Annotated in this window: 10 protein-coding genes and 1 pseudogene; 8 read left to right on the top strand and 3 right to left on the bottom strand. The window is 66.1% G+C overall.

What is annotated here, in order from left to right; genetic code table 11:
- Positions 1-461 precede the first annotated feature (461 nt).
- Genes AB0M43_RS35320 through AB0M43_RS35310 form a run of 3 tightly spaced genes read left to right on the top strand, consistent with a single transcriptional unit; the run spans position 462 to position 7,556 of the window.
- Positions 462-1,607: a hypothetical protein gene (locus tag AB0M43_RS35320; RefSeq protein WP_363731197.1), complete on the top strand. Its 1,146-nt coding sequence runs from the start codon at positions 462-464 to the stop codon at positions 1,605-1,607.
- Positions 1,604-4,930, top strand: a complete 3,327-nt coding sequence (locus AB0M43_RS35315; protein ID WP_363731195.1) for a hypothetical protein — start codon at positions 1,604-1,606, stop codon at positions 4,928-4,930. Before AB0M43_RS35320 ends, AB0M43_RS35315 begins: the two co-directional genes overlap by 4 nt.
- Positions 4,923-7,556: a DUF3962 domain-containing protein gene (locus AB0M43_RS35310; protein WP_363731194.1), complete on the top strand. Its 2,634-nt coding sequence runs from the start codon at positions 4,923-4,925 to the stop codon at positions 7,554-7,556. Before AB0M43_RS35315 ends, AB0M43_RS35310 begins: the two co-directional genes overlap by 8 nt.
- Before the next feature lie 34 nt (positions 7,557-7,590).
- Here the strand turns inward: AB0M43_RS35310 and AB0M43_RS35305 are convergent, their stop codons facing one another.
- Together AB0M43_RS35305 and AB0M43_RS35300 are read right to left on the bottom strand one after the other, a co-directional pair.
- Entirely contained in the window at positions 7,591-8,268 is a 678-nt protein-coding gene (locus AB0M43_RS35305) for a DUF2290 domain-containing protein (RefSeq protein ID WP_363731191.1), read from the bottom strand.
- Positions 8,255-10,390, bottom strand: coding sequence for an ATP-binding domain-containing protein (locus AB0M43_RS35300; RefSeq protein ID WP_363731189.1), 2,136 nt, complete (start codon positions 10,388-10,390; stop codon positions 8,255-8,257). The genes AB0M43_RS35305 and AB0M43_RS35300 overlap by 14 nt, the downstream gene beginning before the upstream one ends.
- 547 nt (positions 10,391-10,937) lie before the next feature.
- On the opposite strand from AB0M43_RS35300, the pseudogene AB0M43_RS35295 reads away from it, so the two are divergent.
- The 3 genes and pseudogenes from AB0M43_RS35295 to AB0M43_RS35285 all read left to right on the top strand — a co-directional run.
- A pseudogene (locus tag AB0M43_RS35295) lies at positions 10,938-11,159 on the top strand (transposase); the annotation flags it as partial.
- A gap of 627 nt (positions 11,160-11,786) precedes the next feature.
- Positions 11,787-13,220 carry a tyrosine-type recombinase/integrase gene (locus tag AB0M43_RS35290; protein ID WP_363731186.1) on the top strand — a complete coding sequence of 478 codons (1,434 nt, stop codon included), beginning with the start codon at positions 11,787-11,789 and terminating at the stop codon, positions 13,218-13,220.
- A gap of 193 nt (positions 13,221-13,413) precedes the next feature.
- Positions 13,414-13,728 carry a hypothetical protein gene (locus AB0M43_RS35285; RefSeq protein WP_363731183.1) on the top strand — a complete coding sequence of 105 codons (315 nt, stop codon included), beginning with the start codon at positions 13,414-13,416 and terminating at the stop codon, positions 13,726-13,728.
- 4,040 nt (positions 13,729-17,768) lie between these two features.
- Here the strand turns inward: AB0M43_RS35285 and AB0M43_RS35280 are convergent.
- Complete coding sequence (locus AB0M43_RS35280; RefSeq protein WP_363731181.1) at positions 17,769-17,966, bottom strand: hypothetical protein; 198 nt, start codon at positions 17,964-17,966, stop codon at positions 17,769-17,771.
- A gap of 930 nt (positions 17,967-18,896) precedes the next feature.
- On the opposite strand from AB0M43_RS35280, the gene AB0M43_RS35275 reads away from it, so the two are divergent.
- Together AB0M43_RS35275 and AB0M43_RS35270 are read left to right on the top strand one after the other, a co-directional pair.
- The gene (locus AB0M43_RS35275; protein WP_363731179.1) at positions 18,897-19,433 is read left to right on the top strand and encodes a hypothetical protein; all 537 of its coding nucleotides are present in this window, start codon (positions 18,897-18,899) and stop codon (positions 19,431-19,433) included.
- 526 nt (positions 19,434-19,959) lie between these two features.
- On the top strand, positions 19,960-20,220 hold the full coding sequence (locus AB0M43_RS35270) for a DNA-binding protein (RefSeq protein ID WP_363731177.1): 261 nt from the start codon (positions 19,960-19,962) through the stop codon (positions 20,218-20,220).
- The last annotated feature ends 88 nt before the right edge of the window (positions 20,221-20,308 follow it).

The raw sequence follows: 20,308 nt of genomic DNA, 5'->3' as shown, positions 1-20,308 counted from the left end.
ACGAGGCTGATTCCTACGTCGGCGACCCGCCGGGTTGGATCAGGGTGCAGCCCTTCCTGAAACGAGCGCCGGCCATGGCGGCCTGGAATCCTTCACTCCTACCTGGATGTTCCAAGGGGTAATGGTCGGACGCAGCCTTCGATTCGATGGCCGCGAGCACCGCTGGGCTACAGAACGTAAATCCTCAGCGAACCGCCCTTACCTCGCGATCTTATTCAGGATTTGGTGTCGGATTCTTGTCATGTTCGAGGGGCCTGTTCTTGTCAGAGGTTGGGCGTACCTTTGCGGCGCACATGGCTGTGGGTAGTGAAAGTTGATCTCTGAGCGATGGTTGAGGCTGACATGTGTCACCGCTCGCGATGCATTCCCTCGGCGTCGGCCGTTGTGAGCTGGAGGTAGGCGTGGAGGCTGGGCTTGCGGATCCGAGTACAGAAGGTCCGCGCCTTCGGAGCGGTGTCGCGGTGGATGACGACTACTTGACAGTGACAATGCTGTCTGCCGGCTTGGCGGGAATCCTTCATCGAAGGCGTCACGCCGCTGAAGGCGGGCGCAATGACGATGGCCTGCTGCCGGCATCGTGGCGTGCTGGCTTCACGAGGCTGTGGTGGCGCTTCCAGGCTCAGAACGTCGCGCCGCTCGAGAGTGACCTGGAGTTGTTAGCGCTGTGCGCCCACCCTTTGTCTGCGTGGCCGGTGGGGCTGTTGTTGTCGGATCAGGACTTGGAGAACTGCCTGCTGGTTGCAGGGGAGCTGTCGGGCTTCGCGGAGCAGGGTGCCCGTTTGGCTCGCCCGGACGTCGAGGCGGAGTGGATGGAGAATCGTGTTCACCTGGCCCTACGGGCCGCCGCCTCAGCCAACGGTGGAGACGACGACGTGCTGGTGCAGACCGCCTACGCGGCGCTGCGGCGGCTGATGATCGACCATCCCGTGCTCACAGACCGCGACCTAATACCGTGGGAGCGAAAGTTCGACCGCGCCGACAATAGCGGCCAGACCTACGTGCGTCGCCTCGTGGAAATCGCCTACGTCGCCCGACCAGTCCATGGACCGCAGAACTACCTTCGGTGTCCCGCTTGCAAGAACACCGTGCCTGATCTCGTCAGCTCCTGCGGGACACCCGGCTGCGGCGGGGGCGCACCTGAGCACATGATCGCCAGACCGCTGGCCGTGATCTATGAACAACACCGGGCCACCCGCCGGTTCGTCCACGATCCAGGGCTCGTCGAAGCGCGTATCATCGATGCTCTCTGTGAGGAGAGCCTGCAGGGCGTGGTGCGAGTTACTCCGTACCCGGGAGCAGACGTCCTCGACATCCTCATCGAGTTCCTCGGATCCGATGTCCACGGTCAACCCGCAGTCTTGGAGACCTGGGGAGTTGATGCCAAAGATCAGGTCAGCGCCCGGCTGCTGGGGCGGGGATTCGTGTGGCCGGCGACAATGCGCTGTGACCAGCAGTTCCTGGCCCTGCCTAAGCATCGCGCCGATCAGCCGGGATATGTCGAGGACCTTGAAACTGAACTCGACGGGCGCGTTCGCGGTGTCACCGTCATCGATGAACACCGCCTGGTTAGGCGAGTAAAGGCCACGGCGCGAAGGATTTGCCAATGAGGGATTCGTCCGGATGGCGCGGCGCCCTCGCGCGGGAGATGCGCCATCAGTCCTTCCCCGAGGACGTCATGCCTTGCGAGGAGTTCTTGCAGGTGGAATTGGGCCTATACTTCATGACCCGTCATCTGGCGGGCGAGCCGGTCGGCGCTCTTCAGGCGTTGTTGTCGGGGTACGTGCGCCCGAGTGAAGACCTATCGGCGGTGACGAGGCGGGTCCGACACCGGATGGGTGACGTCGCGCGGCGCGGCTATTGGCGCAGGCTCCTGAACCAGTACATGCGGATACCGGATGCCTGGCGGGCGTTCGACCGAACTGATGACCCCACCCGTCGGGTGAACGACCACACCGTCTTCGCCCCCCGGCCATCGTCCTTCTGCCTGGGCCGTGAGCAGGCATACCCGGCGGCCCTGGCAGATCCGCTCATCTACACGCCCACCCCGACCTACCCTGCGGCCCAACCTGGAGAGCGCTACACATTCCAGGCGTCCGGGAAAACGCACCATGTCCAGTTCCCGAGCGTTCTCCCGCTGGTGGTGCCGATCGAGCCCATCCGACCTCAAACGGCTCGCGTCCGGCAACCGTGGACCATCTCCTTCGACAAGGATCTGGCCACCACGGCTGCGTGGGTGGACGAGCAGCTAGCGACACGGCCGGACATCACCAACCGCAACTTCACCAAGCGCCTGACCGCCGACATGCGGTTCAACACCGTGGACCCGGCCTCGGTGGAGCTCATCGACCGACCAGCTGACTTCACCCTCGACGGAGTCGAGCATTTCGTCGGCCTGATGAACTCCGGAAAAACGACGCTCGCCGACCTGATCACGATCAACCGCGTTCGCGACCACGACGACAGAGTCGGCCTGGTCGTCAGCTCCGTGGGCGACGTGTTCGCCAAGGTGTCGTTCCTGCGCGCGCTGGGGATCAACGCCGTGCCGCTTATCGGACGAAGCTCCCGGGGCGAACACGCGGCCCGCTACTGGCGGACGATGGTCGAGGAAGCCGAAAACCTCATTCCCGACGAGTTCGCCCCGGCCGACGCCGCAGCCGTCTACGCGAACACCTCCTGCCTACTCGAGCCGTTCCGCCAACACCACCAGCCCGACTGGGCACCGCTGGACCCCGATGAAACTCCATGCCGCGGCCGACTCCGAGAGGCCGACACCGAGCGATCCAGCGCGTATGACTGTCCGCTGCTGTCGGTGTGTCCGGCTCAAAAGGCCCACCGGGAGATCGCCGCCGCGCAGGTGTGGGTGACCACACCGCAGTGTCTCATCACGAGCAAGGCGGAGCCGGCCACCGTGTCGATGCGCTGGTTCGAGGCGGCCCAACACCATCTCGACCTCCTCGTTATCGACGAGGCCGATGCGGTGCAGCAGGTCCTCGACTCGAAATTCGTCCAGACCGAACAGCTCGTGGCAGCCGACAAGGGCTGGACTCACCGCATGATCGCCCACACCAACAGCGGACTCGACCAGCAGAGCATGGCCCCAGTCGTCGATGCCGACGTCACCCGGTGGCAGGAGGGCCTACAGATCCACGAGCAGGCGGTATTCGCACTCAACCGCCTCGCCCTGACCCCATCTGGACAGCCGCTCAAAGATCTTCTTGGCGATGCGACGTTCACCGCGCACTCGCTTCTGCGGCAGGTAGCCCGGACCCTGTTCGGACTACCGAAACGGGTCGACGGGGACAAGGTCATCGAGGACCTCGCCGATGACTTCTACCGCGAGCACCTCCAGGACTTCGCGGAACGGCCCGAAAACGCCGACGGGCACGGACTGACCGCCGTCGCAGAGCAGCTGACCCGTCAACGCCGCGACGATGATGCGGTGGCCGCCGCGATCGACGAATGGATCGACGCGCACGTCTCTACCCAGCACGTCACTCCGGCACAGTTGGAGCACGACCGGAACCTGTTGCGCCTGGTAATCGAGGCGGCGACGTGGGCCGCCAGGATCACCACGACGTTTTTCGAGATGGCCACGATCTACCCGTCCGTCCGTGCCCGGCTCCGCCTCCCAGACGAGGAGACGTTCTGGCTCGACCAGCCGCCCCGCGACTACCGGCCCCTGGTTCCGGAAGCGCCGATGGGCAATATTCTCGCGCTGCGGTGGGCCGCCAACCGCAACGGAGGGGCCTCCTTGCAGCTGCTGTGGGTCCACGGGGTCGGGCGGTGGCTCCTGCACCACGCACACGACCTACTCTCCGACGAGGGCGTCGACGGACCACACGTGATCTTGACCTCGGCGACCAGTTGGGCGCCGGGTTCGTCGTTTTACCACATCCCGATCACGCCAACCGCGGTGCTGCGGCAGCCCGACGCCGACCAGGCCGCGTTGATGACCTCGACGATGACGGTCAAAGCCGCCCGCACAGGTACTGACGACGCGATCTTCGTCTCCGGCCAGTTCGGGCAGCGCCGCGCCGACGCGTTGCGCCAGATGGTGACGGCCCTGTGCGAGCCCGTCGATGGCCGCCATCGCAGTATCGTCGACGAGCTGCGCGCCGGCCTGCCCGCTGACCGCCAGCAGCTGCTGTTCGTGGTCCTGTCGGGCAGGGAGGCCAGCCAGGTTAGTGACCACGTCAACAACCGCACGCCGCTGAGGGCGCGCAACGTCGTCCCCGATGCCGCCGACCCAGGCAAAGACGGGATCCTGCGTCGCCTCGTCGGCGGATTCGGCAAGAGCCCCTCCGACATTCTGGTCGCCGCCGAGATGTCCATCCAGCGCGGCTACAACATCCTCAACTCCAACGACACCGCAGCACTTGGTGCCGTCATCTACCTCACCCGCTCACACCCACCGCCATTCGACCTGGCATTTCCCTTGTCGATGGTCAGCCAGCTCGCCCTGGGCTACCTCCAAGATCCGCCTGTCGCGCTGCCAGGTGACATCGCCGACACCGCTCGGCAGATGCGCAACGCCGCACGGGGCATGTGGTTCGACGTGATCGGACGTCCCATCCAGTTCCGCAACCTCGACCCGCGCTACCGGTCTGCTTTCGTGGCGAACAATCTCGTTCCGATGAGCCAGACCATCGGCCGCAGCATCCGCGGCAACCAGCCCACCAAGGTGCTGCTGTGCGACGCGGCCTTCGCCGAGCGCCTCGCGACCAAGGACAGTGCTCCCGATACCCAACGCACCAGCCTCGTCGTCGCCACTGATCTGCTCCTCAGCCAACTCTTGACCGACCCGGGTCCAGATGCCTGCGATGAGGACCGCCGCCTGTACGCGATCAACACCGCAGTCTGGGGCCTGATGGGTCACCTGGTGCGCACCAACCACCCACTCGGATCCCGGAGGAAGACCAGCCATGGCTGACGCCGTCCGCAAGAAGATGAGCGACTTGCTCCGAATGAACGCTTTCACGTTCGCCCCTGGCGCGCGGTGGGACGTGCAATGCCACATCGCGCGCTTCCCCCAAAGGTGGCTCGAAGAGCTTGTGAAGGAGTACCGCACCAAGCCCGGATACAAGGAGGGCCGCTCGATGCCCACCCGCGGGCTACAGGAGATGCTGATCGGCTTGGACCCGGCGATGATCCATGCGGGTTGGAACCTGACGAATGACCGTTTCCTCACCGCCTTCGACCCGCCTGACCTCGATCTCCTCACCATTGCCATCGCATCCTGGGCCACCACCGAGATCAGCTCCGAGACGACAGACGTCGACTGGTTCACGTTCTTCGATCCCGAAGAGCTGATCTTCGTCCCGCGTACCTTCAACCTGCTCGAGTACACGGTGCGCGCCAACGGAACCGCCTCACCCGCACCGCATGTCTACGACCTGCTGCCGACCTTCGTCGCCCGCCAGGTCACCGCCAAAGGACTGACCCTTCTCGGCAAGCGCCGCTCGTTGATTCTCGGGCCACCCCTACGGAACGGTCGGCGTGACGCTGTGCTGTGGCAACCGGAGAAGATCGAAGATGCGCGGGCCGGCAGCGGCTACGTCACGGGGAAGCTCACCTTCCATGTCGAAACCGTGCCCAACCACGCCGTCCCGCATATCCACGCCGACCTGAGTACGAGCCGGTTCCCGATGATGCCCGTCACCCACGTGCCTGCCCGAGGTGACGGACCGCCTGGCGCTACGGTGTGGCTGTATGCACCGGACGGGTTCCTCCGCCAGCACGAACCCCACACGCTGCTGGCTGCCGGCGTCACCTACAGGGGGGCCAAAGGCCAGGGACGTCAGTGGCGGTGGAGTCCTGGACTGGCCACGGCACTTGCACGCACAACTCACCTGCCGTTCCCGGCACCCGACAAGGTCTTCGGACGCCCTTCCACCGCAGCGGAGGAAGGGGCTATTCGTGCCTTCATCCTCTACAGCACTGGCAGCAAGAGCCAGGCCGCAGATATCGACGATTTCGAGCCACAAGGCGCCGAAGAAGTGAAGAAGGCGCGCTCGCTGCTACACGCTGCCAATACTGGCTACGTCCCAGCAGACCACATCGAAGCCCACGAGCGACTCATCGAAATCCTGTCTCCGCTCGGTATCGAGCCTGTCCCGTCTTTGCAGCGCGTCGGAAAGAAGATCAATAGGCGGGTCAAACCGGTGGAGGACCGTTCCAAGGTCTACACCCTGGAGTTGTGGACGCAGTCGGACACAACCCGAAGCGCGGTGCTGGCGGCACTCGAGCACCACCATCAGCTCACCCGGAGCGACGACCCAGCCGACGCCAGCCTGATCCATTTCGCCGGGAGCCTCAACGTCACCGTCATCTTGAAAGACGTCGGCGTGCTGGGCGCCGGCATCGACCGGGGACCCGATGATACGCGGCCAGAGTCAACGCTGCTCGGCCTCCACGCCAACGCTGTCGCCCGGGCGATCGGCGAGGCGCCCGACCAACGGGCAGCCATCTTCGAACTCGAGGACGACAAGTTCTTCGCCAGAGCCCAGAGGATCGACCCGAAGAAGGCTCTGAAGAAGGCGTTCGGTCGCACCGGCAGGCGCCTGCAGTGCCTGCGTCCGGGCAAGCTTTTCGCCCCGCCGACGACGTGGAAAGAGGACTCCAAGAAGGCTCCGCCGACCCCGTACCCAGGTACGCCCTTCACTAAGGGCACGATCTACCGAGCCTCGGCCGCGATCAACGACGCGCTACGCCAGCTGGGCCGGCTCGGCGCGTATGAAACGCCGAAGGAACTTCCCGACCTCGAGCAGGTCGGCGTCTGGCTCCACAGAGACGGCAACACCTGCATCCCGATCGTCATCCGCCTGCGCACAGACGGCACCGCGACCGCCTACCTCGCCGCAGCCCACGGCACCAAGACCGAGCCGATGGACTACAGCGATCTCCCCCGCGCCCTCGCCGAAGCCAAAGGACGCATCGCCTCTGGGCCCAAGCAGAAAGATATCGTCGCCCAGTTCCTCATCAACGCTCTAGGAGTCGGCACCGACACCCACGACAGGGTGGTGTTCGTGCGGGCGGCCAGCTTCCGCAACTGGGGATGGGACTGGCTGCAGGACCAGCACATCCGGACCGACCAGCTGGCGGTTCCCGGAACAGAGTTCACCGACGACGACAGCGGCCTCGAACTCCTGCAGCCGAGCGATTGTCCCGGCCTGCGCATCATCCGCGTGCGGGACCGCTCCACCACTATGGAAGTCGCCCGTGGGTTCGCCGCCGACCACCTGACCCATGTCTCCCGCATCCATGGCCTGTTCGCCTTTACCCGCAGGGTGTACTACTCCATCAACCAGCGATCCGACCAGATGCAAACGCCCCTGGGCGCGACGAAACTCGACCCGGACATCCTCAGCAACTTCATCCGGCAGGTGTCCAACCCCGTCCCGTTGGAGATATCGCCCTTCTTCCTCCAGCCTGCCGATGACCCCGACGCCTACGCGACACTGGCCTCCCACCTGCGGCGCACCTACCTGCACACCGAACAGGCCACCAAGTTCCCGGTTGTGCTCCACCTGTGCGAACTCGCCGACGAATACCTCTGAACACGTCGGTTGGGCCCGCCGGCTAGTCAGATAATTAGCCGGCGGCCGTTGCGTGCACGTCCCAGGCGAGGTGAAGCATCCTGCGGTCGCTGTCCACGATCTCCAACTGGCCGACGTGTCTCCATACAGCCTCGGCGAAGAAGGGCGCGTGCGCACGCCAGTACTGTGGGTAGAAGTGCTGGTAGATGAAGTCCACGAACCGCAGGACATGCATCGGAGCAATGCAGGCGATGCGACAGTCGACCGAGTTGATCGTCATGTGCGCGGCGGGGTGGCCGGGTCCGGCAGCAGCAAAGTCATAGTCAAAACGGACCGGTGACCTCAGCGCGACATCGCGAATGTCGCCGTAGAGGCTCACCACGTCGGCGAGAGGTTCGCCTTCGTCGAGGAGCGATTCATCGAGGAGAAACGGACAGGGAATGTAAGCAAGCCGATGGCCAGTAATCCGTCCGTTCGCGATTTCGTAGGTGATCTGCAGCAGACTGCCATCGCGCAGGATCGCCGAGTAGATGCCGTTGGTTACCCAGTGCAGATATTGCTCCAAGTTGGCGTGTAGGCGCGTCGTCATGAACTCGGCAGCCGGGTTGTGCGCGTGCCACGTGACTCGACGTGCCCCCATCGAAATACCGTTAGCGTATCGGACCAGCTCCGCGTCAACGAGGTAGTCGAGTACATTCTGGACTTCGTCGCGGATGGACCTAGTCGTCGTCACCTGGGGCTTCCATCTGCATAGTGACGAGCCTGGTGCGCATAGCTGGCGGAAGGTCGTGCAGATCGATGTCGCCCCTGTCGATCGCTTCGAGGAATGCCTGGAGGCCCTCGGTCGCCTTGCGCATGGAGACCTCGTCCTGCCTGGAGCGGTCCCGATGAATATGGCGGAGGTTACGCAGCTGCTTTTCTGTCGGAACCGTGAATTCCAGATTGAAGTTCTTGTCCACGACCTTGCGTGCCTCGGCGGCGATTGGCGCCATGGCCTCGCCCCAGCCAGTGATTCGCACCCATGCCCGACTGCGGGTAATCGCCGTAAACAGCGTATTGCGGCGAGTGACCGCATTGAAGGCCCCGGCTGCGTGCTGCGCATCGATCGCGTAAACCATCGGGGCTTCGTTGCCCTTCGCCCGGTAGATATGGGCAATCGCGACGGAGCCCGGCTGGAATACCGCATCGACGCTAGTGTTCACTCCGACGAGATGGCTGGTTATGTTGCGGCGTTGCAGCTCACGGATCAACCGTGGTGCGCGACTCTTTGACCTGATGACATCCGGGAGGACGATCAGGATGTCATCAGGTTCGAGCTCATCGATCGAGAGATTGATGGCAATCTGGTCGGCGACCCAGGCGTCTTGCTCTTCCGCATTGGAAAAGGACCGGACAACGACGGCGTCTTCTGCGGTAAGCAGGTTCCGGAAGTACGCGGGCGAACTGTCCTGCCGGCGACCAAGGGTCACCGGCCTTCCAGACTCAAGGTTGCCGCCCACGACGTCGTAGCCGATGTGCTGCCACAAGGCGGGGTCATCGGGATGCTGCAGCAGGCCACCGGCACGGTAGACGCCGATGCCCAGGGCGTGCGCCGTAGCCAGGGCCCATGGAGTGTTGCGGTAGCAGACCGGAAGAACGATGTCGCGTTGCGGCGAGTCAGGTGCCGCATTGAGGCTCACAAGACTCTCGCCGGCCGGCCCTGTGCCGAACAGCTCGTCAGTGTCGGGCATCGCCGCGTCCGAGAGCTTCTGAAGTTCGTCGTACCCCCATACGATCCGCTTCGGATCCCTCGTGAAGAGGTAGACGAGCTGGAAGAACTCTGGTGGGAGGTCCTGCGCCTCATCTATTAGCACCGCGTCGAAGATCGGGGCGACCGTCCGCTGCCGGGCGATCTCCAACAGCTCCAGGCAAACGCCCTGGAACGCGTCATCCATGCCGTACTTACCTCGAGCGTAGGCCCAATCTCTGGGTGTCTCACCCAGAGCGGCGGCGATCATGCTGTAGACGCCAGGCCTGCCAGACGATCCCCAGGAATGAACGATGCGCAGACGATCGGGATCGGGCTGGTCGTTGCTGTGTTCGAAGCTGAACCGGGTTACCAGGTCCGTGAACTGTTGATACAAGGCGCGACTGTGAAATGTGACCGCGATGTGCCAATCGGGATTCTGGGCATGCCAGTAGGCGGCCTTGAGAGCCAGAACGACCGTCTTTCCCGAACCAGCCAGGCCGCGGATCCGTTGAGGCCCTTGAGGGCTTTCGATGGCCGCCGCCTTCTGCCACCGGTCAAGGTTGGCGATGCCACGCTCAATCTCTTTGAGCGCAGCGCCTCGAGAGGACGGCCTTTCCACCGCAGCGCGCTTCTTGGCGGGCTTGATGGTCGACACGCGCTGCAGAGCCGCCTGGAGGTTGCGCTCAAGGTCTGGCCCGATCGGCGACAGCGTCGCAAGGAACGCCGGGACGTCCTCCATGTCGCCGTAATAGCCCTCCGTCTCGGGAGGCGAGACTGGGGCGGCGAAGATGGTGGCCGTGGCCGGCGTCAATGCGAGGCGGCGACCTGACCGAAGGCCCTCATGTCGTTGGAGGTGACTCTCCAGCGCCGCGTAGAGGCGGTCTTGCTGGGCAGTCACCTCGGCCCATCCTGCTTCAGTGGGAGGCTCGTCGGCCAGAAGGAAAGCGACCAGCCCATGGTCGCGACTGACCAGCAGCGCATCGACTTCGACCCGCTGATCGGCGGTGGCGAGGACAGGGTAGGCGAGGTAGACCGTTCCCTCCTGCACGACCTCGCGCAACTGCGCAGCGAGGGCTTGGGCCGCGCTACGGTTGCGGCTCTCGCCAAAAACGACGTCCAGAGGCATTTGCCGTCGCTTCCTATCGGTTGCATGGGGGATGAGTACGACGTCGGCCCCCGGGTGCCCCTACTCTAATTGGCAAAACCTCATCTGCGTGTGAGCTGCGGCCTGCGTCAGGATCAAACCCCGCCAGGCGGGCATTCTCCGCCTACGACTGTGCGCAACTACGCCTGAAGGCGGCAACCCGCCGGGAGCTGGTGCGAGCCCGGGTCGCCGATTCGTGCGGCTTTCAGTCGGGAGTGCTAGTGGTCGACACCTCTTGCTTCGGCTGGCTCTTGGGCACGCTCGGGCGGACACGCTTAGCGGGAGCGACTGCCGCGACCTTATCGGGCGCGAGGAGTCCGAACTTTCCGGTATCGGCGGCTCCCCAGGCAACGACGACGGCCTGGTACTCGGCGTCATATCCGCTGCGTGCCCTCGGCGAGCTGGCTGGACAACGATCGGATGAATGCCTGGCGTTCGGCGGCTTGGCGGACGAGGTCGATCTTGGCTTGACCGGCTGCTGCGGCTAGGTTCTGTCTCGCGGATCTTGGTTTTGGTTGGTTGAGTAGTTGTGGCGCGTGGTGATTTGAGTGGTGCGGAGTGGGCTGTGTTGGAGCCGTTGTTGCCGGCACAGCCTGTTCGTGGTGGCAGGTGGCGTGATCACCGGCAGGTGATCAACGCGATCTGCTGGGTGAAACGGACGGGTTCGCCGTGGCGGGATCTACCGGAACGCTATGGGCCGTGGAAGACGCCGTATCAGCGTTTCCGCAGGTGGGCGGCCGACGGCACCTGGGCGATGCTGAAGTCACGGGTCATCGCTTTGGCCGAGGCCGACGGCGATGTCGACTGGGACGCCCAGGTCGACTCGACGAAAATCCCGATTATTGGGTCGCAGTTTTGGGCGTACTGATTCACGCTCGTAATATCCGCGCATGTGCGGGGTCGAGTCGGCGCCCAGCAGGATCGCGGTGTACGTGGCGGGAACATCCCCGCGTGTGCGGGGTGAACCGTCGCGGACCAGCACGAGTTGACCACGACACGCTCTGGCCCACGCTCGTGGTGGTGGACCGATCGACCGCGACCAGGCGGTGCTCGTAGTCCGGCTCTGCCCGTACTCGCGGGGTGAACTGAAAGCCGCTGGACGTGGCTGCGGCTGGCGTGCGGGCAGCTCGGCTCAGCGCTCACCAGCGACTCAGGTCTCATTACTGCCGCGCTCGGAGCATACCTATCAGAACGAGTACGCAACGCCCTCTGCAGTTGTCCTCGGTATGCGATCAAGAACTCGATCAACCGGGCCGAAACCTGCTTCAAACCGAGTAGTGACCATCTGATGACTGCGAGCAGGTCGGCCTTCAAGTGGTGCACATGCAAAGACGTAACCGGAAAGCGGCTCGGTGCGAAGTGCCCGGAGCTTCGGCGTGTGAACGGCGCGTGGCGTTCGGGCCATGGCATATGGGCGTACCAGCTCGAGCTGCCCAGGGCATCCGATGGTCGGCGGCGCCAGTTGCGGCGTGCGCCGCACGCGGAGAAGAACAGCAAGGCCGCAGCCCTGGCGGAGCGTGACCTGGCGCGTGGGTTGCTGTTCCTGGCCGGTGACGACGAGGTGGCGCGTGAGGAGATAGTGGCCATGCTGCGCGCGGTCCGGCCAGGCATGCCGCTGCCGGATCGCGACACGGTCGCCCGACGGCTGCGTGCCGGGGTGTGCGCCGCAGCCGGGGTCACTGTGGCGGAGTACCTGACGACCTGGGTCGATGGCCGACAGATCGACGAGAAGACGAAGGCCAACTACCGAGGACACATTCGGAACTATTTCGTCCCCCACCTGGGCCATCTGGCGCTTGACCGGCTCACGCGCGCTCACATCACCGCCATGTTCACCACCGTCACCACCCGCAATGCCGCGATCCGGGCCGCCCGAAACAGCACCGATCCTTCGGAGCGTGCCGGTGTGCGGGGGCAAAAGACGGTGTCGGCGGCGTCCATGCACCGTATCCGGGCGACGTTGCGTAAGGCGCTCAACGACGCGATCGTCAAAGACCGGCTGTTGGAGTTCAACCCCGCAACCCACGTCGAGCTCCCCACGGCAGAGCGTCCCATCGCCCGGGTATGGACCCCGGCCCGGGTCGCGCAATGGCTGGCGACCGGGGTGGTTCCGAGTTCGGTCATGGTCTGGACACCCGAACAGGCGGGAGCGTTCCTCGACTACGTGCAGGTCCATGACCTGGACCTGTATCCGGTCTTCGCGTTCATCCTCAAACGCGGACCCCGACGCGGCGAGGCCCTCGGTGTCCGCGCCGATCAGATCGACCGGCACACCGCCACCGCCGTCATCAGCCACCAGGTCGCCCTGCACGGTGGTAGCGAGCTTGTGTACAAGAAGGTCAAGACCCGGAGTGGCGACCGGATCATCGCCCTCGACACCGACACGGTCATCGACCTGGGCGACTACCTTCAACGGCGCGCCGCCCAGAAGGCCGCCGCCGGGTCGGCTTGGCCGCATACCGTGCGGATGCGCACGCCCATGCCCGACGGCGGTGACGTCTACGTCGACGTTGACCTGTTCTTCCGCCGTCCTGACGGCGGGGCGTGGAATCCGGACCTGGTCTCCGAGCGCTTCCAACGCCACGTCCGCCACGCGGGCCTACCGCCCGTCGGAATCCACGACGGCCGCCACGCAGCGGCCACGTTCACCAAAGCCGCCGGAGGTGACCTCAAAGAGATCCAGGAACTGCTCGGTCACTCCCATTTCGTGACCACCGCTGACACCTACACCAGCCTCCTGCAAGAAGTGGAACGCGTAACGGCGGAGCGGACCGCACGGCTGATCCCCCGCAACCGGCCCCGTACCGCATAGATCCGCTCGGGGACCCCAGCCTCACCTGAGGCTGGGGTCGCCGTGTGCGAATCCGGACGCGCGCTCGACCTTCTCGTCGTGTCGCGACGGACCTGGTGCTAGACGGCGCCCGTGTGGGCGACTGGCAACCAGGTCGCCAAGGCCGCGGAGAAATTGCGACGCGTGGTCTACCGAGCCCGGTTAGGGTGCGCGGATGGCGTCTGACCTTCCGCTGGTCCGTGTGGTCTTCCCTGATCTGGCCGCGGAGCTCGCCTCTCTCCTCGTCGAGGAGGGCGAGTTCGACCTCGCGACGGCGATCGCTGGTCTTCGGCTTGTCGCTGATTGCGGCTGTGGTGATGACTTCTGCCAGAGTTTCTACACCGCCGATCGGCCGGACGGGGCGTATGGCCCGGGCCACCGGTGTGTGCCTCTGCTTCCGGCGAAGGGCATGTTGATCCTGGACGTGGTCGACGACCGGATCATGTACGTCGAGGTCCTCGCGCGGGCGCCGATGCGCGATCGCCGGTGACCCGCCGGCTCGGCGTTCCAAGAGCCACGGGTGCGTTGTTGCCGGTGGGCCTGATCGTCGCCGTCAGGCTGTCGCGGTGACGACGGTGACAGGCTGCTACTGGCGCATCGTCAGGTCAGGACGGGTGAGGGTCGGCCGCCGGCTGACCGGGCGGAGTCCTCACGCGGGTGGGGCGGCGGTTGGGTTCGCGTAGCGGCACTGGTGACACGATCGGCGGCCGCTGGAGGTGTGGTGCCCCTCGGACGTTTGGGGGCACGTCGTGTCTTGCCGGGTGGGGGTGCTGCGGTGACCTTGTCAGGGGCGAGGAGTCCGAACTTCGAGGTCTTAGCGGTGCCCCAGGTGTCCAGGACGGCTTTGTACTCGGTGGCGTAGCGGGCTTCGGCGGCGGCGAGCTGGGTCACCAGTTCGCGGATGAGGGTCTGCGTTTCGGCTGCGGTGGCCACGAGGGTGACGGCTGTGGCGCTTTCGGCCTGGGCGAGTGCGACGGGATCGGATGCGTGGGACTGGCTCATGTCGGATGCCTCCTCAAGTTCGACTGGCCAACGGCTGGTTGGCACCGTCGACCTCATCGTGCGCGCCTGAAACGGCGTTGACCAGCAAGTCTGACTACGTATACCCGGAGTTTGAAAACTCAGAGTGCGCATGTTCACCCCTTCCGGCTGGCCGGTTCCGGAGGTGCCAGTCGCATGCGCTTCCGGCACGCGGGAGACCGAATCCAGTTTTCTGGCATCTTGGATCCACAGCCCTGGAGGCGTACGGCGTCAGGCTGCGGCTTGCCGTAACGACCGGCCGTCCTGCCAGGGTTGGGGTGGGGTCGCAGTTCTTTGCATTGCTCGGTGCCTGCCGTGGTAGCGGTCAGACGCGCGTCGCCAGGAAGGGCCCCGGTCGGGTGCCGGGCGTGGAGCCCAGAAGCGTGTCCCGTTCGCGGGGACCGGCGCGGGCCTGGCTGGGGTTCGGCTGATCACAGGCACCGGTCGCGCGATGGTGTGGGCTTCGGCCGGGGTCTCCTCGGCCGGTGCGGTGGCGAGGCGCTGTGCGCGGTGGGCGGTGCGGGCGGCTTGGCAGGGGTAGGTCTCGTGGCGGCACAGGAGGCTCACGCACCGGTGCCGGTCATCGGGGTCGGGTTGGTGGGCGGCCAGCACCGGCACTGCGAGGTGCCACAGCAAGGCGAGTTCGATACTCCCAGCGAGGTGCGGTCTGGGTGTCGTGGTCGGTGTCGGTGTCATGGGGTGCCCCTTCAACGGTAGGTGCCGCCCTGCGCTGGAGACAGGGTCGGCGGGCGCGTCGATCAGCGCTCCACTTCGCCGAAAGGTCAAGTCATGCCGACGGGTTCTTTCGCTGGGGACAACTGCGGCTATGCACGTGGGCATTCTCTTGAAAGCCCCTTTGGTACTCGCCGACGTACGGCCCGCCGTGCCCCTCCGACGCCGTCTGGCCCCGTCTGCGGCAGTGGCTGGTTCGGGGCTGTGCCTGCTACTGAGGGCCTCACGTGCCCGGTCGGTGCCACGCTCGCCGGTCAGGTAGGGTCGCCTCGTTCACGTCCGGACGGGGCTCGCTGGGCGGCCTTGTCGCCGGCTTCGGGCGAGCGCCGGTCGATCGGGAGCACGTCCGGCGCCGGGCTTTGTGTGGCCTCCCGTGTGATGTGTCCATGCGGAAGGGTCCCTCCAACTGGAGGGAGTCTGAGCAGACGACGAAGCCGGCACTGGGAGGGTCGGCCTCTGTCAGGGCTGTGTGCTGCGCGAATGCCCGGCCGGGACACCGGGCAGGGCACGGGCCGGCGGACGCACAACGCCCCGGGCGACGCCCCACCCGACGCCCCACCTGACGGCGTCGGTCAGTCCACGTGTGAGGTCCCGTGCGATGTCTCCATGCGGAAGGGTCCCTCCAACTGGAGGGAGTCTGAGCAGCCCCCGCACGACCGCCCTGGCGGACGACTGCTCGTTCAGGGCCGTGACCTGCGCGTTCGAGCCTGCCGACCATATCGGCCGCGGGTGGTCGGGCCCGGACGCCGTCAGCGCGTGGCGACCCCCGTGGCGACCGGTGTGGCGACCCCTGTGGCAACCCGGTTCCGGGCCGGACCAGTCCCGCCAGCGTCGCGGGTCCCCAAGGGCGGCGAGGTCCTAGTCGACGTGGGCGAGGGTGTGTGGGAGATCCGCATGGGGAAGGGTCCCTCCCTCGGAGGGTGTCTGGCCGTACCCGCGCAGCTGGTTCTCCCGGTCAGGGCGGGGACCTGCACGAACCCGCCCGGCCGGCGTGGACCCGACCGGCCGCGCCGGCATCGAGACGTGGAGGCCGGCGAAGGACTCGACGTCGGCCCGAACGCCGGGTGCCCACCCGCGCTGACCGAGCCTGACAGAGGCGCCTGCTGTGTTCGCCCCTGGCTGTGACTTGCTTTCCGCCGTGTTCGAGCTAACGTCATGAACATCCCTTGATCAACACGCACCACCCGGCACCCCAGGTAGGTCCCGCCAGGGCCCCACCGCGATTCGGCAGACGCACCCCACCCGCCCCTCGGGCCGGTCGGGAACGTCACCGCCGCCGCGACACAACCCCGGCCGCACCCACCACCCCGCACCGCCGAGGATCTCGTCCTCACGACCGTTGCACCCGATCGCCGGAACACACGGCGACACCCCGCGCCACCGCAGACATCCCCAGGCCCAGACGTCTCCACATCGCAGAGCAGGCCGGCAGGTCGAACAACTCGAACCAACGCCCGACCGGGCACGCAGCCTCACCGCGCAGACAAGCCAACTCGGCTTGGGTCCGACACGTCATCGGGACCATCGTGAGCGCGACCGCGCCAAGCTCCCGCGCCGGCCACACCCGTGTGACACCGCGCTCCGGGAACCACGAGTTCCCCCATCAGCCGCACAGGGCGACCGCGTGCACCACGCCCGTATCCCGCAACCGGGCGTTCTCCCCGGACGCAAACCACCGCCACAAACTGCTCGACGACACCCGGGCTCCTTCCACGAGCTTCATCCCGCTGGCCGGCGACCCCGAGCACGACACCCTTCCGGCGGCCCAGCACTTCAGCGGCGCCCGGTGCGCGGGCGCACGTCGGGGTAGCTGCCGGCGGCCTGACAACCCCCAGCCGCAGGAAGCGGCGGCCCTTTCCCTCGTTGTGGACTCGGTCGCCGGCTGTGCTGTGAGGCGGCCCGTGGCATAGAAATGGAAAGCGACAGCCGAAGCCTCGGTGACGGCGAGCAGGCCAGGCGTTCACCGGCCGGACACGTGCCATGCTGGACAGCGGGTGCTCGGCGTGGTCGACACGGATGCCGGCGGCGGGCCGCCTTGTCCGAACAAGTACACGTGACAAGGCACCTGGAGCAGGGTGTCCGGCACACAGACGGAATCCCGAAGCCGGGTAGATCTCGCCTGGGCTGGGCGTGCGGCTCCGACACTTACCAATCGGCGTTTGGAAGAGCTGACGAACGCATCGGCCTATTCCAGTGCTCTTTCACCCGTGGAAGAGCACTGAAAGAGCGGACCCCCGTCGTCCGCAATGTCCGCCGCCGTCCTCTGCCAGACATCGCCCGAGCTGACAGAGCACCGCCGCCGGGAGCCGCGGCGCGGCCTGCCAGCCCGGTGCCTGGCCGGAAGCTCCGGATCCGGAACGGGAACACACCCTGGATCCGAGAGCAGCAATCAAGCCCTCGGGCCAACCGAGGGACGAGGGGCATAGTCAGGCAGCAGTCACCGGCCGTGGGCCGGCAGGTGACGGCCGTGCCGCGACCGGGCGGCGGTGTGGGCGAGAGTTGGCGGGCGGCGCCGGGGGAGGCGTGGCCGGTGAGCCGGCCGGCGGCGAGCACGCCGGCGACGCGTCGGTCACGTTGACGCTCAGGCCACGGGCCACGGAGATCAGCCAGGTGCACTTGCCTCGGAGTCGGACGTCGATCCAGGACTCGGCGTCGTCTGAGACGTTGAGTCCGAGGTCGTCGCGGGCTCGGTGCACGGGCAGATCGACATGACGCCACGGAACCACCGGTGCCCTCGACCCGGGCGTCGTGTCCACGTCCGCCAGCGGCGCTTCGACTTCATCCGCGCGGCGCAGCTGCACGCCCGGCGCGCCGCCCGGCCCAGCACAGCCTCGCGTACACCGCCGGCCGGGTCAGGCCCAGGTCCTCGCCGCGCAGGTCGGTGAGGTAACCGGCGAGGATCTCCGCGTCAGTGTCGGCCACCTCGCCCCGGTACCCGGCGGTGAGCCTGCCGGCGCAGCGCGCCAGCGCGGGCATCACCAGACCCAACCGTGGCGATGACCCAGCCGGGTTACCGGCCCGCACTCTCGTCACGGTCTCCCGCCAGATCACGTCACGGGCCAGATGGGCGTGGGGACGCTCGAGCATCCCGTCGCGCAACTCCCGCGACGACCACACCAAGGGCCGGGGGCCGGCGGGAAACGTCCCGGCGTGCGTCGAGGGCGTCGCAGTCCAAGTACAAGCGGCGGGTCACACGGGTCAGCAGGTCCCAGGCATGGTCGACGACGGCCAGGACGGAGGACCGGGTCGTCAGCGAGGCGGTGGTCATTGCGGGGCTCCTCGCGGTGTACTCCGGCCCCGATCGGCGCCGGATATAGCCCCCTAGTGACGCACCCACCTCTTCCACACCTCTAACACCGCAGGTCAGAGCCTGTTTTACCCGTCATCGCTCGCGTGCTCCGTACGCCACGGACTATCCATACCTACCGGCCATCCCACCGCATTTTGATGCTCTGACCTGGGCTTTTGCCGCCAGTGACACGCAGGGCCTCGATTCCCTCCACCCGCCCCTTGGTACCCGATGCGGACCAAGAAAGAGGCGCAGGATGGCTCTCGCGGCCTCTCCCAGCCTCTGCCAGCGATTCACGAAAGCCGTATAACCATTGAAATCGGGCCCTCTTCCATGGCGTTCGCCTGTTTGGAAGAGGTCGCTAGGTCCTCGCGTGGAAGAGGCTGAAAGAGGACGGGGTTGTTCGTCGGCCTCTTCCACGCCGGGGTCGCGTGTGGCAGAGACGGCGTGAAAGAGCGTGGAAGAGACGGGCGGGCTGGGGCCTGTTCGTCAGCTCTTCCAAATGCCGGTTGGTAGGTGTCAGCACATCACGGCGTACCCAGGCTCGCTGGCCGGTGGGGCGGTCGACCCCGGGCTGCGGGGCCGCTGGCAGGATCGATCGCCTGCTAGCCTGCCCCGTGCGTATTCACTGGCAGCGGAGTGCGGCGATCTTCGGGCAACTGCTTCGCGACCATGGCGTCGATCCCGAGGCGGTCACCAACGTCGCAGCGGCATGGGACGCGTACTGCGAATTCCTCCAGGCCGACGTCGAAGGCATAGACGAGACCCCGGGTTCGGACGCTGATGGTTTCATCGTTCAGTGGGGGCGGTGGAGCTGGAACAACGAACGTCCCAGCCTGTCCTTTACCAGGCAACTCGCCATCGTAGCCGGCGACCAGGCCGATGCGGACTGGTTGCCGATCCTGTGGCAGGTCGAACTGCAGCTCAGCTTCGACCACGAACCGAACCTGGCCGACCTCGACGCGCTGGACACCTCGGACACCGGATGGTGCTTCAGCCCCGTGGGACACGTCCGGAACGCCGAGCTCGCCGCGATGCGCACCGACATGCAACGCCATCGGCAAACTGCGAGCCATCTGGAACACCGTCCCGGTCAGCAGCCACTTGTCGTTCGAATGTATTTGTTGAGTCGACAAGACGGCAGCTCACGTTAGCTGAACCGGGGCGAGGTACTCGGCAGCCGATCAGCCCCGGCGCCCAGCGGGACGACGTTAGTAGCGCGGCTGGCAGGAAACCTCCCTCACCACGGCAGGGCAGGTTCGCGAACGAGGACTGCCCGTATCGCGTCGACAACCGGACAAGGTCAAAGACCACGACGCACCGAAGACCCCGCACGGCGACGGCGGCCCATCCAGATCCGCAGCCACCGAATAGCCGTCTCCGTCCCACCCAGCGGGTCGGCCCCTCAGGTGCGCGGCGACAGTCCGGACCCAGCGGGGTGTACGCATCGGGTCGGGTCAGAATCGGCGCCCTGCAGGCCAACGCCCGACGACATCGCCGCAGTCCAGCGGGCCGTCATGCGCGTCCCGACCATCCCGGCCGGCCGTCCGGACGCAGACACGCCGAGCAGGCACGCCGACTGATCCGACCCGCACGGCATACCCACACATCTGAATCCGCATCTTCGCCCTCAGGGGGCTCCCGCAAGGGAGCCTCCTTTTTCTGTTTCAGGAGCACTCCATGCGCCCCGTCACACGTACCTGGACTGTCGAGGCGATCGAAGCGCTGGGTGCTTTCACCTCGCTGCTCATCGCCGCAGAGATCTTCGCCCTCTCGGAGAACCACGCCTACGAACTGGCCAACGCCGGCAACTTTCCGGTGCCGGTCATCCGCGTCGGCCGCCAATGGCGCGTACCCACCGCGCCCATCCTCGCCGCCGCCAGACATCAAACCTGCCGCGATCCGCGAAACGACGGGCAGGAACCGCCGCCGGTGACTTGATCACGTCGCGGAGTCGAGCGTCCATCGACACGAAATCAGATACCCGGCCAGCGATGGCCACCCCGCACAGAATGAGACCCCGTTATGG

This window comes from Longispora sp. NPDC051575 (genome assembly GCF_040681875.1).
Taxonomy (GTDB): domain Bacteria; phylum Actinomycetota; class Actinomycetes; order Mycobacteriales; family Micromonosporaceae; genus Longispora.
The sequence above is the reverse complement of the archived record's forward strand: the minus strand, read 5'-3'. Positions and strand labels throughout refer to the sequence as shown.

What these genes read in the sequence shown, in the direction of transcription:
- AB0M43_RS35315 (WP_363731195.1), top strand. Translation starts at nt 1,604, where the DNA reads ATGAGGGATTCGTCCGGATGGCGCGGCGCCCTCGCGCGGGAGATGCGC.
- AB0M43_RS35310 (WP_363731194.1), top strand. Translation starts at nt 4,923, where the DNA reads ATGGCTGACGCCGTCCGCAAGAAGATGAGCGACTTGCTCCGAATGAAC.
- AB0M43_RS35300 (WP_363731189.1), bottom strand. Translation starts at nt 10,390, where the DNA reads ATGCCTCTGGACGTCGTTTTTGGCGAGAGCCGCAACCGTAGCGCGGCC.
- AB0M43_RS35285 (WP_363731183.1), top strand. Translation starts at nt 13,414, where the DNA reads ATGGCGTCTGACCTTCCGCTGGTCCGTGTGGTCTTCCCTGATCTGGCC.
- AB0M43_RS35280 (WP_363731181.1), bottom strand. Translation starts at nt 17,966, where the DNA reads ATGCCCGCGCTGGCGCGCTGCGCCGGCAGGCTCACCGCCGGGTACCGG.
- AB0M43_RS35270 (WP_363731177.1), top strand. Translation starts at nt 19,960, where the DNA reads ATGCGCCCCGTCACACGTACCTGGACTGTCGAGGCGATCGAAGCGCTG.